Below are 16,767 nucleotides of genomic sequence, written 5' to 3'. Positions count from 1 at the left end.
GCATCACGGCCCTGCCTGCCCTCTGGAAAGCGTGGCTGGCGCGGCGTATATGCGCGGTCATGGTTCAAGAATCCGCCCTCCACGGCCTGCCTTTCATGAAAATGCATGGGCTCGGCAACGATTTTGTCGTGATTGACGCGCGCTCGCGCAAGGTCCGGGTTTCGCCCGGACGGGCGATGGCGCTTGCCGACAGGCATCGTGGTGTAGGGTTCGACCAGCTTGCGCTCATCGAATCATCTGACATTGCCGATGCGCATCTTGTCTTTCTCAACGCCGACGGGTCCACGTCCGCAGCCTGTGGCAATGCCACCCGTTGTATTGCGGATTTCCTGATGGATGAAACAGGCCGCCACGCCCTGACGCTTACCACGGATCGTGGCACATTGCTGGCGCAACGCCGGTCAGACGGGCTTTGTTCGGTCAACATGGGCGCGCCACAGCTCGACTGGCAGGACATTCCGCTGTCACAACCGGTGGACACGCTGGCATTGCCGATCGAGGGCGCACCGACCGCGACGGGCATGGGCAATCCGCACTGCACCTTCTTTGTCGACGATGCCGAGGCCGTTGATATGGCCGCGCTCGGCCCCGTGTTCGAACATCACCCCCTCTATCCCGAGCGCACCAACGTGCAATGGGCCTCGGTGATTGGCCCCGACCACCTGAGGATGCGCGTCTGGGAAAGAGGTGTCGGTCCGACCCTCGCATCGGGGTCGTCCAGCTGCGCCACTGCCGTGGCCGCAGCCCGTCGTGGTCTTGTCGGGCGATCGGTCCGCATCACGCTGGATGGCGGGGAGATCGAAATCGACTGGCGTGAGGATGGCGTGTGGATGACGGGCGCCACGGCGCATGTGTTCGACGCGACGCTTTCCCCCGCATGGCTGGAGGCGCACCCATGAGCAGCCCGAACAACCCGCCCAGGTTCACCACGCTGGGCTGTCGTCTCAACGCCTATGAAACCGAGGCCATGAAACGCCTTGCAGAGGACGCGGGCGTATCCGATGCCGTGATCGTCAATACCTGTGCGGTGACCAACGAGGCAGTTGCCAAGGCGCGCAAGGAAATCCGCCGCTTGCGCCGAGACAATCCCGGCGCCCGTGTTATTGTCACCGGCTGTGCGGCCCAGATCGACCCCGACAGTTTTGCCGCGATGGACGAAGTTGACCACGTGATCGGCAATACCGAAAAGATGGCCCCCGAGACATGGGCCGCCATGGCGCCTGATCTGATCGGCCAGACAGAGCGCATTCAAGTCAACGACATCATGTCCGTGAGCGAAACAGCCGGGCACCTGATCGATGGGTTCGGCACGCGGTCCCGCGCCTATGTGCAGGTTCAGAATGGCTGCGACCATCGCTGCACGTTCTGCATCATCCCGTATGGTCGGGGCAATTCGCGCTCCGTTCCCGCTGGCGTTGTGGTCGACCAGATCAAGCGCCTCGTGCAGGAAGGCTACAACGAGATCGTTCTGACGGGCGTGGACCTCACCTCATGGGGCGCGGACCTGCCCGGCACACCGCGGCTTGGCGATTTGGTGATGCGGATCCTGCGGCTGATCCCGGATCTTCCGCGTTTGCGGATTTCGTCGATCGACAGCATCGAAGCCGATGAGAACCTCATGCTGGCCATCGCGACGGAGCGCCGGCTGATGCCGCATCTGCACCTGTCGCTCCAGCATGGCGATGACCTGATCCTCAAGCGCATGAAGCGTCGCCATCTGCGCGACGATGCCATCGCCTTCTGCGAGGAGGCCCGCCGCTTGCGCCCCGAGATGACCTTCGGCGCCGACATCATCGCGGGCTTTCCGACCGAAACCGAGGCGCATTTTGAAAACTCGCTGCGGATGGTCGAGGAATGCGATCTGACGTGGCTGCATGTGTTTCCCTACTCTGCCCGTCCCGGCACGCCCGCCGCCAAGATCCCCAACAAGGTGGATGGCCGCACGATCAAGTCCCGGGCGGCACGGTTGCGCACGGCCGGCGCGGCGCGTGTGCGCGCGCATCTCGAGCATCAGCAGGGCCGCGTTCATCGCGTTCTCATGGAAGCCCCGGATCTCGGGCGGACGGAGCAATTCACGGAGATCCGTCTTTCCGCACCACAGCCCACCGGCCAGATCGTCACCGCCACCGTGACAGGCCATGACGGCACACGGTTGATGGGCTGATCCCGGATGCATCCCAACCCGATCTTCCGCGGAACAGACGCCGCACGGTCATTGGCCTTCGCGGCGGAGCGTGGGTTTGGCACGCTGGCCCTTTCGACGGACACGGCGCCCCTGCTGTCTCATGTGCCCTTCCTGCTGGCAGAGGACGGTGCTTGGGCGGATCTGCACCTTGTCCGCTCCAACCCGATCGCACGTGCGCTGCGCGACGGCGCCCGCCCTGCCACGCTCGCGGTGATCGGGCCCGATGGATATGTTTCGCCAGATTGGTACGAGACGGACGATCAGGTGCCGACTTGGAACTACGTTGCGGTGCATCTCACGGGGGATCTCGAAGCGCTGCCCCCGGCAACCATGGACGACATGCTCGCGCGCCAGTCGGCGGCCTATGAGGCGCGCCTGTCCAAGCGACCGTGGACCACGGACAAACTGACAGAGCGCACACATGCATCGCTGCTGCGACAGATCCTGCCGTTTCGGCTGCGCATCAAGGATCTGCAATCGACATGGAAGCTCAACCAGAACAAACCCGATGCGGCACGCCTTTCGGCGGCCGCGCAGGTCCGCCACGGGCTGGGATCGGAGCTTGACGCCTTGGCGGACTTGATGACGCGCCCCCCGCAGAAATCCTGAGGTCAGCTGGTTACAGAGCGTTCGGCCGATCCATCAGCCGGCGCAAAAGGGTCAATGCTTGCCAATGGCGCCTCCGGGTCTGAGGCAGCCTTTCTTGAGACATATCATATGCCTCGCACGGCAGGCCACATGTCTCAAAGTCCCTCGAACAAGACCGCGGAGACAAAGCCGGACGGGCAATTGCAGACCCCGCCACCAAGGCGTTTGAAAAACGGGCCCGTTTGGTCCATGACGGAATAATGACTCTGACGACCAAAGCGCTTTCTGTTCATCTGCTCACGGCCACGGGTGCCGTATTTGCCATGTTGGCCCTGCTTGCGGCGGCTCAGGAGCAATGGTCCGTGATGTTTCTTTGGCTCGTGGTCGCCTTTGCCGTCGACGGGATCGACGGCCCGCTTGCGCGAAAATACGACGTCAGCACCAATGCCCCACGATTTGACGGGGTTTTGCTCGATCTGATTATCGATTACCTGACCTATGTGTTCATCCCGGCCTTTGCCCTGTTTCAATCGGGGCTGCTTCCCGGTTGGACCGGGTGGTTCGCGATTATCGTGATCACCTTCGCCTCCGCGATGTATTTCGCCGACACCCGGATGAAAACGGCCGACAAGAGTTTCCACGGCTTCCCGGGCTGTTGGAACATGCTGGTTCTGGTGCTGTTTGCCATCGAGCCCAATTTCTGGGTCAGCCTCGCGCTGGTCGCGGCGTTGGCCTGGGCGATGTTCCTGCCGTTGAAGTTCATCCATCCTGTCCGCACCAAGCGCTGGCGGCGGGTGTCGCTTCCGGTTGCTTTGGCCTGGACGTTCTTCGCCGGTTGGGCGGCTTGGGTCGACTTCTATCCGGGAAGCTGGGCCCACTGGGGTCTGATGGCGACATCTGTCTATCTGACGCTTGTGGGCATCGTGCAGCAGTTGATCCCGGAACGCGCGACGTCCAAGTGACCCGGCCATGACGTGCGGCGCACCCGCGCCGCGCCACGCGCGTGGGTCAGCATTAAGAAGAGCCGGCAGGGTCGAGGCTTCCGCGTAGACCGCTCTGCAGCTTCAGGGGCAATACAGCTCAGAAGCTTCAGCCCGAGATTGCCCCCAGACTTCGGCGTGAAGCGGCTTCCGGCCTGAGCGTGGGGCAAGTCCGATCTCGGTATGAGACAGGTCCGGGCTTCAGCGCGGCACTCTGCCCATCTGACGCCCCTTGCCGGAACGCACAGCCCTCGTATCAGTCCGGCGCCCGGCGCCGATCAACCGGGCGGGTTTGTGATGACCTGATGAGAGATTGACCGAAGAGGGACGGGCCTGAGGGCCTCAGTCCTTCTTGGCTTCGAGGGCATCGAGCCGCGCCGCAAGGACCGCGTTTTCTTCACGGGCCTTCTGCGCCATCATGCGCACGGCGTCGAATTCCTCACGGGTCACGAAGTCGCGGTCGGCCAGCCAGCGGTCCACCAGCGATTTCATCGCTGTCTCGGCCTCTTCACGAGCGCCCTGCGCAACACCCATGGCGTTGGTCATCAATTGCGAGATGTCGTCAAACACCTTGTTGCGAGTCTGCATGGGATTCGTCCTCATCCTTGTTCAAGGGACTATATGGGGGCGTTGCTGCCACGTCTCAAGCTTGACTTCCCCCTGTGCCCCGCTTCAACAAGACGCATGATCGCCGCCATACCCTTCCCGACCATCTCACCGGAGCTCTTTTCGATCGAGCTCTTTGGCATGACCTTTGCGCTGCGATGGTATGCGCTGGCCTATATCGGGGGGATCCTCATCGGGTGGCGCATTGCGCTGTTCCTGCTGCGCCGACCGCGGTTCTGGGCCGCCGAAAAACCGCCCATGCGCGCCGATCAGGTCGAAGACCTGCTGACCGCCGTGATCCTCGGCATCATTCTCGGCGGGCGGCTGGGGTATGTGCTGTTTTACCAGCCCGCGTATTACCTCGCCAATCCGATCGAGATTCCCATGATCTGGACCGGCGGCATGTCGTTCCATGGCGGGCTGCTCGGGGTCATGGTGGCGGTGCTCTGGTTTTCCCGAAAGACTTCGAGTCCTCTGGCCTCCACCGCTGACCTTCTGGCGATCAGCACGCCCATCGGCATTCTGTTCGGCCGGCTCGCCAACTTCATCAATGCCGAGCTGTGGGGGCGTCCGACTGACCTGCCATGGGGCGTGATCTTCCCCGGTGTCGCGGCGCAGGATTGCGGTCAGGCCATCGGCACGCTCTGTGCCCGCCACCCGAGCCAGCTTTACGAGGCGCTTCTGGAAGGGGCTCTCTTGGCGACAATCCTGTTCGTGCTAGCGGCGCGTGGCGCGCTGAAGACGCCGGGCGTGATCGCGGGCACCTTCTTTGCCGGCTATGGGCTTTCGCGGTTTGCGGTGGAGTTTGTCCGTCAGCCCGACGCGCAGTTCGTGACACCGGGCAACCCGCTGGGCCTCGCGTGGCAGGTCGGCGAGGTCGGTCTGACCATGGGCCAGATCCTCACGGTGCCGATGATCCTTGCAGGGGTGACGGCCATCGCGCTTGCACAACGCAGCGCCCGCAGGACCCGGCATGGGCCGACCCCATGACAACACCGCTGACGACACGATTCCTGCGCCAGATCGCAGCCTCCGGACCGATCACGCTGGCCGAGTATATGGCCACATGCCTCGGTCACCCGGAGCATGGGTACTACAGCACGCGGGACCCGCTGGGCCGCGCGGGGGATTTCATCACCGCGCCGGAAATTTCGCAGATGTTCGGGGAACTCATCGGCCTGTGCCTCGCACAGTGTTGGCTCGATCAAGGCGCGCCCGACCCCGTCGCGCTCATTGAGCTTGGCCCGGGACGCGGCACGTTGATGGCGGACATCCTGCGCGCCACAAGGGGTGTTGCGGGTTTTCACGCCGCCGCTCGCGTTCACCTCGTGGAAACCTCTCCGACCCTGCGCGCCGTTCAGGCACAGACGCTTGCCGGGCATGATCCGGTCTGGCACGACACCGTGGACAGCCTTCCCGCAATGCCGCTCCTCGTTGTCGCCAACGAGTTTTTCGATGCGCTGCCGATCCGCCAGTTCGAGCGCGATCCCGGGGGCTGGCGCGAGCGGCTGGTCGGCATCCAGGACGGCGCCCTTGCGCTGGGTCTTGCCGATGCCGCGCCGCTGGCCGCGCTGGATCACCGGCTCGAAGACACGGACCCCGGGGATCTTGTAGAAACCTGCGCGCCCGCCACCGCCATTGCTGCCATGCTTGGCGCGCGCATTGCGCAGCATGGCGGGACAGCACTTCTGATCGATTATGGGGACTGGCGCAGCCTTGGCGATACCTTTCAGGCGATGGCAGATCACGCGCCCACGGATCCGTTTGCAGCCCCCGGCACGGCGGACCTCACAGCCCATGTCGATTTCGAAGCCCTTGCGCGTGCCGCATCGCCCGCACAGCATACCCGGCTGACGTCGCAGGGGGTCTTTCTTGAAAGGCTCGGCATCACGGATCGCGCGCGCGCGCTGGCCAAGGCGTTGCGCGGCGATGCGCTTGAGACCCATATTTCGGCACATCGCCGGTTGACGCATCCCGATGAAATGGGTTCGCTGTTCAAGGTACTGGGGCTGTATGGCCCGAACCAATCGCCACCGCCGGGACTCTCCGCATGATGCCTTCGCTCGTTGCACCACGCCAAAATGCCCCCCACAAGGGACCCGGTATCGTTTCCGCTGGCCGCATCTTGGCGCAGGAAGACCACCATGACACTTGAGATCATCACCGCCGACAGCCTCGCTCCCGTGCGCCACGGGTTCTTCACCCGCCGGGGCGGCGCATCATCCGGAGTTTTCGCCGGTTTGAACTGCGGTGTAGGCTCGTCCGATCAATCGGAAATCGTGGCCATCAACCGCGCCCGCGTCGCCGAAGCGATGGAAGCGCCTCCCGATGCGCTCGTTGGCGTGCATCAGGTGCACTCGGCAGATGTCGTCGAGATCACGGAGACCGTTCCCGATCAGCGCCCCCGCGCCGACGCGATGGTGACCCAAACGCCCGGCATGGTGCTCGGCGTGCTGACCGCCGATTGTCAGCCCGTGCTTTTTGCCGATGAAGCCGCGGGGGTGGTTGGCGCTGCCCATGCCGGGTGGCGCGGAGCGCGGGACGGAGTGCTTGAGGCGACGGTGGACGCGATGATTCGGCTCGGAGCGAAACGGGAGGATATCGTCGCCATCATCGGGCCTTCGATCAGTCAGCGCGCCTACGAGGTCGGCCCAGAATTCTTCGAAGACTTCATGGCAGACGATTCCCGCAACGCACGATTTTTTGCCGGTGGCGTGGACGACAGGATGATGTTCGATCTGCCCGGATACGGGTTGCACCGGTTGCGCGAGGCCGGCGTGACGGCGGAATGGACCCGGCATTGCACCTATTCGGACCCGGACCGCTTCTATTCCTACCGGCGGGCCACTCATGCCATGGAAGCGGATTACGGGCGGTTGATCTCTGCAATCCGGCTCTGATCCTTGTCGCCGCGCAGCCCCGCGTCCGCGAGAGGCGGGGCAAGTTCGAGTCAATGTATTTCAAATCCAGACTTCTCCGTATCTGCGCCCTGCGCCCGCCCCATTTCCTGTCGATCCTGACCGTCAAGGACGCGCCGCGCGCCGGAATGCCGCGCGCCGAACCACGCGGCTTGCCCGCCCAAGGACAGGAAAAACCATGACCCGCACACCCCGTTTTCTGCGCACCGCCATTGCAACCGCCGCAATCCCCCTGCAGACACCGCTGCCATTTCAGCGGCGTGCAACCGCAGACCGTCCGACCTCCCAGATGACACCGCAGACCAAAACGCCGGCTGCGCACGGGCGCGCCTGATCAAGACCGGAACCAAGCGCCACGGGGCGCCACATACGCCAAAACAACACGGGACAAGACAGGCGCGGGGAAACCCGCGCCTTTGTGCGTTGCCAAACCCGAACCCAATCACGGACCACCCGGCGCCATTGTGGCGACTGCCCGTCCCCGACCGCTCGACCGCGGCGCATCCCATCCCGTAGACGGCAACCACGGTGATTCGAGCCAAGGTCAAATTGTGGCCGGAGTTGACCGCGATCCATCAACAATCTGGCGGCATGCTTTGAATTGACGCCCGGGACGGTCAAAAACAGCGGCAGGATTTGACGCCGCGACGCTCCGCGCGGTATCGGGCATGATCTGTTCAACAGTCCTTTCGTCGTTGTTGGTGGGGGCCAACACGTTTGTGACCAACCCGTATGGGGGATCACATGACGTCGTTCCGCCCCGGCTTCACGCCGGCCACGCCTGCCTATGCCGAAGCCGCTCAGGCTACCGCAACGCCGCAGCCCGACGCCCCAACGCGTCCCGTCCAGGCTCCGAAACGCGCGCCGGCTCTACGCCGACGCTACGAGATTGCTGCGATGATGCCGGACGGCGATCTTGAGTTCCGCACGATCACCGCACCTGCGGCCGATCTTTTCGAAGCCTGCGCCTCCGGTTTTGCGCGCGGCACGCTTGTGCCCACATCGCGGGGTCCGATGGCGATCGAAGACCTGATCCCCGGCGATTTGATTGCAACCGACAAGGGCTACGAACCGGTCACATGGATTGGGTCCACGACCTACCTGCCCGGTGTCTGTGAAATGCAGAGCAGCCTGACACGATTGACCCGGATCACGGCCGAGGCTTACGGCCCTGCCAAACCGACCATGGATGTGCTTGTCGGCCCGGCAGCGCGCATGACGGTGCGCCATCCCTGCCTCGAGCGGCTGATCGGTCAGGATGCCGTGCTTGCGCCGGTTATCGATTATGCGGACGGCGACCGGTTGATCGAGATCGTCCCCGGAGGCCCGGTGCAGCTCTACCACCTGATGACACACCGCCATGGGTTGATTGATATCGGTGGCATCGCCATGGAAACCTATCACCCCGGTCCCGCCGTCGCCCGTGCCCTCGAGGCCGGTCAACGACCGCTCTTCCTGTCGCTGTTTCCGCACCTCTCTCAGTTGGAGGAATTCGGTGAAGTCACGCTGACCCGCACCACGCGTCAGGTGATTGAGAACCTCATTGCTCGGTAAAGACCCGAATGGAAAGCGTAGAAAGGCGCTGTGCCAGCGGCGCCGCCCGTCTGTTTGGGCATGACGGGCGCAGCACCCTCAGGCGCTGCGACTAAGCCGCTCCTCAAGAACGTCGAAAGGCACTCCGGGCGCATCTTTCGCGCCACGGATCACAAGTGAGGTCTTCACGCTTGCGACGTTTTCAGCCGAGGTCAACGATCCCGTGAGGAAGCTCTGAAACGTCCCAAGGTCCGGCGCGACGCATTTCAGAATGAAGTCCACTTCGCCATTCAGCATATGGCACTCACGCACCAGCGGCCAGTCACGGCATTGCGCTTCGAAAGCCTGGAGATCGGCTTCCGCCTGGCTTTGCAACCCGACCTGAACAAAAACCTGCACTTCGAAACCCAGCGCGCGGGCATCCACATCGGCATGATACCCCTTGATGTAGCCCTGTTCCTCGAGCGCCCGGACCCGGCGGAGGCAGGGTGGCGCCGAGATACCGACGCGCCGCGCCAGTTCCACATTGGTCATCCGTCCATCCGCCTGTAGCTCAGCCAGGATCAGCCGGTCGATCGGATCGAGCCTATGGCTTGCCATCCAAGTTTCCTCCCCTTCGATTGGCGATTGTTATAGCAAAATACAGAACATGCGCAATATTATTTCAAGAGTGCGCAATAATCTTTGCCTTTTGCGCCCGAATTTTCAGCACAGGTGCACCACCTTCGGCAGCCGTTTCCTGTCTTACTGACCCTGCTCTCCGCCCGATCGGGGCGGCATTCGGACCGGAGGCATCCGCCGCAGAACAGGCTTCACCATCCGTATCCTGCGCGGGCGCATGACGATCAGCTCCGCTCGGCCTGCATATCGGACGTTGCGACAGGAAGTGCAAGGCAGGAGCCCACCCTCTGGCCCCTTTTCCCCGGCGTTGCGGATGGCTATATCACCTCAACGCGCGTCAGAGAGCGCAAATCACGAGCACGTTGTGCGGAGGAGACGACATGGCCGAGACACGTCACACCAAGGTATTGATCGTTGGATCCGGACCGGCCGGCTATACCGCTGGCGTTTATGCCGCCCGCGCCATGCTTGAGCCTCTGCTGGTCCAGGGTCTGGAACCGGGTGGCCAGCTGACCACGACCACCGAGGTCGAGAACTGGCCCGGCGATACCGAGGTGCAGGGACCAGACCTCATGGTGCGCATGGAAGCCCATGCGCGCGCGATGGGCTGTGAAATCGTTGGCGACATCATTTCATCGATCGACTTCGACAGCCGGCCGTTTGTGGCGCAATCCGACAGCGGCACGGTCTATACGGCCGACGCCGTGATCCTCGCCACCGGCGCGCGGGCAAAATGGCTGGGCTTGCCGTCTGAGGAAGCGTTCAAGGGTTTCGGCGTGTCAGCCTGCGCCACCTGCGACGGTTTCTTTTACCGCGGCAAGGAAATCGTGGTGATTGGCGGCGGCAACACCGCCGTGGAAGAAGCCCTGTTCCTGACGAATTTTGCCTCCAAGGTCACGCTGATCCATCGCCGGGACGAGTTGCGCGCCGAAAAAATCCTTCAGCACCGCCTGCTCAACCACCCCAAGATCGACGTTCTGTGGAACCACCAGCTTGACGAGGTTCTGGGCGACGAGATGCCCAAGGGCGTGACCGGTGTGCGCGTAAAATCGACCAAGACGGGCGAGTCCCAGGTTCTGCCCTGCGCCGGTGTCTTTGTGGCCATCGGTCACGCGCCCGCCAACGAGTTGGTGAAGGACGTTCTGGAAACGCATATGGGCGGCTACGTGGTGACCAAACCGGACAGCACTGAAACCTCCATTCCTGGTGTCTTTGCGGCAGGTGACCTCACGGACCACAAATATCGCCAGGCGGTGACCTCCGCGGGTATGGGCTGCATGGCCGCCCTCGAAGCCGAGCGCTGGTTGGCCGAGCAAGGGCAAGACGCGGGGAAGGATGTCTCCGAACCCCTTGGCTACGGCGCAGAGGCTCAGGAAGACGCCTGACGCAGAAGACAGGCGAGGGACCGAGGCGCAACCGGGCGCTTTGGTGTTTTGCCTGCTTCTTCTCACAGCGCAAAAACAAGGCAGTGCCAAATGGCACTGCTTTTTTGATTGCGGGCCCAGCGCACGGTTGGGCGATAGTCTCGTCAATACCCCCCTCACCAGAGATAATCGCTTCGCGCCCACGCTCCGCATTTGGCCGCGGCGCCTTGGGATTTCGCGCCCTAACCTGTCGCCGAGAGGCAACATCCCGCTGCACCCGAATTTTCCTCTTTGCAGGCGCAGCATTTTCTGCGATGTGTTCACGCATGAACACACTTTGAGTCGCAACGATGCCCGCCGCAACAACCAAACCGCCCCTGCCAGATGACGACCTGCTGTTTCGTCTCCTGCGCCAACTCGACGCCGCTCCCGCCGCGTCGCAGCGCGTGACGGCAGAAGCGCTTGGCATCTCACTCGGACGTCTCAATGCGCTTTTGCGCGCAGTCACCGAAGCCGGCCTTGTCCAGGTTTCGCAGCGTGAAGGCAGCGACCGCCGACAGCGCTTTGCCTACGCGCTGACCCGGCGCGGCGCGACAGAGAAATCCCGCCTTGTCGATCGTTTTCTCAAAAACAAGCTAAACGAATACAATGCTTTACACGCAGAATTGACTGGCGCGAAAAGCACTCTCCCCCTTTTGTCAGACAGGAATAGCCCGATGCAAAACAACCTGGCCCCCATCCCCGAACTCTTCGTGTCGCATGAAAGCGCCCTCAAGCTGAAGGTCGAAGCCGCAGAGCTTACGAGCCACGACCTCACCCCGCGTCAGATCTGCGATCTGGAACTCCTGATGAACGGCGGCTTCAACCCGCTCAAGGGCTTCTTGTCGGAAGAAGACTACGACAGCGTGGTCGAGACCATGCGCCTTGCCGATGGAACGCTCTGGCCGATGCCGATCACACTGGACGTGTCCGAGGAATTTGCGGAGGCCATCGAAGACGGCCAGGATATCGCGCTTCGGGATCAGGAAGGTGTTATCCTCGCGACGATGACCGTCACCGACAAGTGGGTGCCCAACAAGGCACGCGAAGCCGAAATGGTCTTTGGAGCCAATGACGAGGCGCACCCCGCAGTCAATTACCTGCACAATCAGGCGGGCAAGGTTTATCTCGGCGGCCCGGTCACCGGGATCCAGCAGCCGGTGCATTACGATTTCCGCGGCCGCCGTGACACACCAAACGAACTGCGGGCCTATTTCCGCAAGCTCGGCTGGCGCAAGATCGTCGCGTTCCAGACGCGGAACCCGCTGCACCGCGCCCATCAGGAACTGACATTCCGCGCCGCACGGGAATCACAGGCGAACCTACTGATCCATCCGGTCGTCGGCATGACGAAGCCCGGAGACGTCGACCACTTTACCCGCGTGCGGTGCTACGAAGCCGTGCTCGACAAATATCCGAATGCCACCACGACCATGTCGCTGCTCAACCTTGCGATGCGCATGGCCGGCCCGCGCGAGGCGGTCTGGCACGGGCTGATCCGCGCCAATCACGGCTGCACCCACTTCATCGTGGGCCGCGACCATGCCGGACCGGGCAAGAACTCGGCGGGAGAGGATTTCTACGGCCCCTATGACGCCCAGGAGCTTTTCCGCGAACACCAGGACGAAATCGGCGTCGAAATGGTCGACTTCAAGCACATGGTTTATGTGCAGGAACGCGCCCAGTACGAACCGATGGACGAGATCAAGGACAAGGACGACGTCACCATCCTCAACATCTCCGGCACCGAACTGCGCCGCCGCCTCCAGGAAGGGCTCGAAATCCCGGAGTGGTTCTCTTTCCCCGAGGTGGTGAGCGAATTGCGCAAGACCCGTCCACCGCGGTCGCAGCAAGGGTTCACGGTGTTTTTCACCGGCTTCTCCGGCTCGGGCAAATCAACCATCGCAAACGCGCTGATGGTCAAGCTGATGGAGATGGGCGGGCGCCCGGTGACGCTCCTTGATGGCGACATCGTGCGCAAGAACCTCAGCTCCGAGCTGGGCTTCTCCAAGGCGCACCGCGACCTCAACATCCGCCGCATCGGTTATGTGGCCTCCGAGATCACCAAGAATGGCGGGATCGCGATTTGCGCGCCGATTGCACCCTATGCAGCAACCCGTCGGGCCGTGCGCGAAGAAGTTGAGCAATTCGGTGCCTTTATCGAGGTGCATGTCGCAACATCCATCGAGGAGTGCGAGCGCCGCGACCGCAAGGGGCTCTACAAGCTGGCGCGCGAAGGGAAGATCAAGGAGTTCACGGGCATTTCCGACCCCTATGACGTGCCGCAGAACCCCGAACTCAGCGTCGAAACCGAAAACGTGGATGTCGACAACTGCGCCCATCAGGTGCTCCTGAAGCTCGAAAGCATGGGTCTTATCTCCGGCGAGTGACGCATCGCCTTTTTTCACCGCCAAGGGGCTGCGCAGGTGGTGCGCAGCCCTTTTTGTTGCCGCCAAGCGACCGGTCCTGCCTGTCGCGATATGGGGACGATCCTGCCCGATGCCGCAATCTGCGCATCTGCTGTCGATGACGGCGTCAAACGCCGGGCGGGTCCTGATCGGACCAACCTTTGCACGGCGGCAGAAGGGCGACGCAGGCAGGACCGCATATGCCGCGTTTTTTTCGAGGCGTTCTGCCCATTGTCATATGCAGTGCGGCGAACGCGCCGGGGATCCCAAATCGGGCATTCGCGGCCATCATTGGCGCCCTAGAACGGCAGACATATGGAGCCACACGGAAGGGCCAGCATGACGCAGGGTCGGGCCAATGACCGTTCGGGCCGTTTGGGCGTCTATCCGGATCTCGGCCTGTGGTGGCCGATGCCATGATTCACGGCGGATTTTGGGGATCAGCTGACCGCGCTGATCGGAGAAATTGAAGGCCCCCGTATCGCCGGAGGCCCCGTCATTTCAGCGCTCCTCGGCTTAGTGCACCGTGACCGGTGACATGTCATTTTGGCGCGCAAGCATGAAGGCCAGGTTCCGGTCCTTGACCAGCGCAAGGCGCTCCCCGTCCGCGTTGTGAACCGCATAAAGCGTGTCATGCCCGATGACCTGGCTTTGCACCTCTTCGGGTAGATCAGCCACCGCAACGGGTTTTACGTAAACGATCCGATCCGATTCCGTATTCGCGAATGTATGACGTGTGTTCATGTCCTCACCCTTTCCTGATTGCGATTGTCTGAACCACCGTTTCCGGGCGGCTCAGGGTCAGATCGACATGCAGCAAACCGTTTTCGATCTCGGCTTCACCAACCTCCACCCCATCAGCCAGCACGAAACTGCGCTGAAACTGGCGCGAGGCGATGCCGCGATGGAGGAAGACCCGGTCAGACTGGTCGTCCCGCTGGCGGCCACGGATCACGAGCTGGCGATCCTCGACCGTGATCGACAGATCACGATCTGAGAACCCGGCCACCGCAAGCGTGATCCGGTAGGAGCTTTCAGACGTCTGTTCGATGTTGAATGGAGGATACCCTTCGGCCGATTTCGCCGTCCGCTCCAGCAAGCGTTCCAGCTGCTCGAAGCCAAGCATGTGCGGGTAGGACCCAAGAGTCAGTTTTGTCATAGTGGTGTCCTTTGCAATAAAGCGACGTGGCGCGACGATCCCGTTCTGGCAACCGCAGCACCCTTCCAATATGGGGAGGCGTTTCAGCCATGGCAAGGCTTTGCCAAAAGAGGTTTGGCTGCTAAAAGAAGGGTCTGCACCGGGTTTCGAGTGAGGATTGCTGCATGAACGCCCCGACCGAGCTTTCGATGAAGACCGAGGAAGTGCTCAGGGTGGAGCTTGAGGTATTTCGCCGCGAACATCGTGACCTCGATGAGGCAATCCGCGCGATGCAGGCCACCGGCACCGCCGACCAGCTTACAATGCAACGGTTGAAAAAGAAGAAGCTGCGTCTGAAAGACAGGATCGCCCAGATCGAGGACCGGCTGCTGCCCGATATCATCGCCTGACGCGCGCGCTCATCGCGCCGCCTGGATCTTCGCTCAGCCCGGACCCAGACCGGCCCCGGCGCGCTTTGCACAAGCCGCCCGCGCCCGGCGCGCCTCGCCATGTCCGCGCCCTGTGTCGTCGTTGGCGATTGCCCCCGCAGGCCGCACTTGTATAGTTCCGCCAACGACGTATCGGAACGGCGCGGAGACAAGCCATGTCAGAAATCAAGGTTGGCATCATCATGGGCAGCCAATCCGACTGGCCCACCATGCAGGAAGCGGCTGACATGCTCGATGCGCTCGACGTGCCTTACGAGACGCGTATCGTCTCCGCTCATCGCACACCCGACCGACTCTGGAGCTACGGGAAGGAGGCCGTTGAGCGCGGCCTGCAGGTCATCATTGCCGGTGCGGGCGGGGCGGCGCATCTGCCCGGCATGATGGCATCCAAGACACGGGTTCCGGTGATCGGCGTGCCTGTCCAGACCCGTGCCCTCTCCGGGGTCGACAGTCTTTATTCGATTCTCCAGATGCCGCGGGGTTTTCCCGTCGCGACCATGGCCATCGGTGCCGCCGGGGCCGCCAATGCCGGGTTGATGGCCGCCGGAATTCTTGCCTTGCAGGACGCCGCGCTTGCGCAACGCCTCGACGCGTGGCGCGCGGCATTGTCCGCTTCGATTGCCGAGGAGCCCACGCGCGGCTGAGGGTGCAGCCACGCTGTGCAGATGCAGCCGGCAATTGGCGCGGATGACGCCCAAGACCCCCTCGAACACCCTTGGATCGGGATAAGCCGACCGTCAAATCGGCAAATTTCCACAAAACCACTTGAACGACCGGAGCCTGCGGCGCATTCAACCGGTGCAGTGTGACGACCAAGCGGCAAGGATCGACATGGAACCTCTTCCCTCCGGCAGCACCATCGGCATTCTCGGCGGCGGTCAGCTTGGCCGCATGCTTTCTGTCGCCGCAAGTCGTCTCGGTTTGCGCACGCATGTCTTCGAGCCCGGTGCCAACCCGCCGGCGGGGGATGTTGCGCATCGTGTGACCACCGCTGCCTATGACGACAAAACTGCGCTCGAAGCCTTCGCGGACTCCGTCGATGTGATCACGTACGAGTTCGAGAATATCCCGACCGACGCGCTCGACCTGCTTGAACACCATCGCAACATTCGGCCCGGGCGCGAAGCGCTGCGCGTCAGCCAGGATCGCCTCACCGAAAAGCGGTTCCTCACCGATCTTGGCCTCCAAACGGCCCCCTTTGCCGATATTACCGATCGCGCCTCTCTCGATCGGGCGATGGAAACGAATGGCCTTCCCGGCATTCTCAAGACACGCCGCTTTGGCTATGACGGGAAGGGGCAGGCGCGGATCATGACCGCAGAGGAAGCCGATGAAGCCTTTGTCGCCATGTCCGGTGCGCCCGCGATCCTTGAAGGGTTTGTCGATTTCGAGATGGAGATTTCTGTCATCGCCGCCCGTGCGCCGGACGGGCAGGTTTCGGCGTTTGACCCCGGCGCCAATGTCCACGAGGGGGGAATCCTGCGGACCACCACCGTGCCTGCCATGATCCCGCCGCGTCTCCGGACGGATGCTGTGCTTTTGGCGGCGAAAATTCTCAATGCGCTCGATTATGTTGGCGTCATGGGAGTTGAACTCTTTGTCTCCAAAGGTCGGCTCATCGTGAACGAGATTGCCCCGCGGGTGCATAACTCGGGGCACTGGACCCAGAACGGATGCGTCGTGGACCAGTTCGAACAACATATCCGCGCGGTGGCGGGATGGCCGCTTGGCGATGGCAGCCGGCATGCGGATGTGGTGATGGAGAACCTGATCGGCGATGATCTCGACCGGGTTCCGGCGCTCGCCCGCGATACCTCTGTCGCGCTGCATCTCTACGGGAAAGCTGAGGTCAAACCGGGCCGCAAGATGGGGCATGTCAACCGCATCATCCGGGGCTGATCGCGCGCCGACGCCCTTATACAGGCAGCCCAAGCACGC

The 16,767-nt window shown here is 62.6% G+C and carries 17 protein-coding genes; 13 read left to right on the top strand and 4 right to left on the bottom strand.

The features are described 5' to 3' along the window. Nucleotides 1-95: 95 nt before the first annotated feature. From dapF to J1C49_RS01730, 4 genes are all read left to right on the top strand, one after another. The gene (gene dapF / locus J1C49_RS01745; RefSeq protein ID WP_370639358.1) at nt 96-899 is read left to right on the top strand and encodes a diaminopimelate epimerase; all 804 of its coding nucleotides are present in this window, start codon (nt 96-98) and stop codon (nt 897-899) included. Continuing rightward, nucleotides 896-2,164, top strand: a complete 1,269-nt coding sequence (mtaB, locus tag J1C49_RS01740; RefSeq protein WP_227444070.1) for a tRNA (N(6)-L-threonylcarbamoyladenosine(37)-C(2))-methylthiotransferase MtaB — start codon at nt 896-898, stop codon at nt 2,162-2,164. Before dapF ends, mtaB begins: the two co-directional genes overlap by 4 nt. Before the next feature lie 6 nt (nt 2,165-2,170). Next, nucleotides 2,171-2,794, top strand: coding sequence for an FMN-binding negative transcriptional regulator (locus J1C49_RS01735; RefSeq protein WP_227444069.1), 624 nt, complete (start codon nt 2,171-2,173; stop codon nt 2,792-2,794). Between the two features lie 239 nt (nt 2,795-3,033). Beyond that, nucleotides 3,034-3,735 carry a phosphatidylcholine/phosphatidylserine synthase gene (locus J1C49_RS01730; protein ID WP_227444068.1) on the top strand — a complete coding sequence of 234 codons (702 nt, stop codon included), beginning with the start codon at nt 3,034-3,036 and terminating at the stop codon, nt 3,733-3,735. A 360-nt stretch (nt 3,736-4,095) separates the two neighbouring features. Here the strand turns inward: J1C49_RS01730 and J1C49_RS01725 are convergent, their stop codons facing one another. Next, nucleotides 4,096-4,341, bottom strand: a complete 246-nt coding sequence (locus J1C49_RS01725) for an accessory factor UbiK family protein (protein ID WP_227444067.1) — start codon at nt 4,339-4,341, stop codon at nt 4,096-4,098. A 96-nt stretch (nt 4,342-4,437) separates the two neighbouring features. Between J1C49_RS01725 and lgt the strand changes: the two genes are divergently transcribed. From lgt to J1C49_RS01705, 4 genes are all read left to right on the top strand, one after another. Further along, nucleotides 4,438-5,349 (top strand): prolipoprotein diacylglyceryl transferase, encoded by a 912-nt coding sequence (lgt, locus tag J1C49_RS01720; RefSeq protein WP_227444066.1) that lies wholly within the window; start codon nt 4,438-4,440, stop codon nt 5,347-5,349. Next, on the top strand, nt 5,346-6,413 hold the full coding sequence (locus tag J1C49_RS01715; RefSeq protein ID WP_227444065.1) for a class I SAM-dependent methyltransferase: 1,068 nt from the start codon (nt 5,346-5,348) through the stop codon (nt 6,411-6,413). Before lgt ends, J1C49_RS01715 begins: the two co-directional genes overlap by 4 nt. 90 nt (nt 6,414-6,503) lie before the next feature. Further along, complete coding sequence (pgeF, locus tag J1C49_RS01710; protein ID WP_227444064.1) at nt 6,504-7,259, top strand: peptidoglycan editing factor PgeF; 756 nt, start codon at nt 6,504-6,506, stop codon at nt 7,257-7,259. A gap of 762 nt (nt 7,260-8,021) precedes the next feature. Beyond that, nucleotides 8,022-8,831, top strand: a complete 810-nt coding sequence (locus J1C49_RS01705) for a Hint domain-containing protein (RefSeq protein ID WP_227444063.1) — start codon at nt 8,022-8,024, stop codon at nt 8,829-8,831. Between the two features lie 78 nt (nt 8,832-8,909). Here J1C49_RS01705 and J1C49_RS01700 read toward each other — a convergent pair whose 3' ends face one another. Further along, nucleotides 8,910-9,410, bottom strand: a complete 501-nt coding sequence (locus J1C49_RS01700) for an Lrp/AsnC family transcriptional regulator (RefSeq protein ID WP_227444062.1) — start codon at nt 9,408-9,410, stop codon at nt 8,910-8,912. Between the two features lie 401 nt (nt 9,411-9,811). Here J1C49_RS01700 and trxB point away from each other — a divergent pair, with 401 nt between their 5' ends. Together trxB and J1C49_RS01690 are read left to right on the top strand one after the other, a co-directional pair. Further along, nucleotides 9,812-10,816 carry a thioredoxin-disulfide reductase gene (gene trxB / locus J1C49_RS01695; protein ID WP_227444061.1) on the top strand — a complete coding sequence of 335 codons (1,005 nt, stop codon included), beginning with the start codon at nt 9,812-9,814 and terminating at the stop codon, nt 10,814-10,816. A 329-nt stretch (nt 10,817-11,145) separates the two neighbouring features. Next, entirely contained in the window at nt 11,146-13,224 is a 2,079-nt protein-coding gene (locus tag J1C49_RS01690; RefSeq protein ID WP_227444060.1) for a bifunctional sulfate adenylyltransferase/adenylylsulfate kinase, read from the top strand. Nucleotides 13,225-13,758: 534 nt separating this feature from the next. On the opposite strand, the gene J1C49_RS01685 is transcribed toward J1C49_RS01690, so the two are convergent. Next, a complete protein-coding gene (locus J1C49_RS01685) occupies nt 13,759-13,986 on the bottom strand; it encodes a DUF1150 domain-containing protein (protein WP_227444059.1) in 228 nt (75 codons plus the stop codon). A 4-nt stretch (nt 13,987-13,990) separates the two neighbouring features. Beyond that, the gene (locus tag J1C49_RS01680) at nt 13,991-14,401 is read right to left on the bottom strand and encodes an Hsp20 family protein (RefSeq protein WP_227444058.1); all 411 of its coding nucleotides are present in this window, start codon (nt 14,399-14,401) and stop codon (nt 13,991-13,993) included. Between the two features lie 164 nt (nt 14,402-14,565). On the opposite strand from J1C49_RS01680, the gene J1C49_RS01675 reads away from it, so the two are divergent. The 3 genes from J1C49_RS01675 (at nt 14,566) to J1C49_RS01665 (ending at nt 16,728) form a co-directional block, all read left to right on the top strand. Further along, entirely contained in the window at nt 14,566-14,790 is a 225-nt protein-coding gene (locus J1C49_RS01675) for a YdcH family protein (protein ID WP_227444057.1), read from the top strand. A gap of 194 nt (nt 14,791-14,984) precedes the next feature. Then, a complete protein-coding gene (gene purE / locus J1C49_RS01670; protein WP_227444056.1) occupies nt 14,985-15,473 on the top strand; it encodes a 5-(carboxyamino)imidazole ribonucleotide mutase in 489 nt (162 codons plus the stop codon). Between the two features lie 187 nt (nt 15,474-15,660). After that, nucleotides 15,661-16,728 carry a 5-(carboxyamino)imidazole ribonucleotide synthase gene (locus J1C49_RS01665; RefSeq protein WP_227444055.1) on the top strand — a complete coding sequence of 356 codons (1,068 nt, stop codon included), beginning with the start codon at nt 15,661-15,663 and terminating at the stop codon, nt 16,726-16,728. Nucleotides 16,729-16,767 lie beyond the last annotated feature (39 nt).

This window comes from Cognatishimia sp. F0-27, from assembly GCF_020667845.1.
Taxonomy (GTDB): Bacteria; Pseudomonadota; Alphaproteobacteria; order Rhodobacterales; family Rhodobacteraceae; genus JAFMPQ01.
Note: the sequence above shows the minus strand (reverse complement) of the source record. Positions and strands in the feature narration are given on the sequence as shown.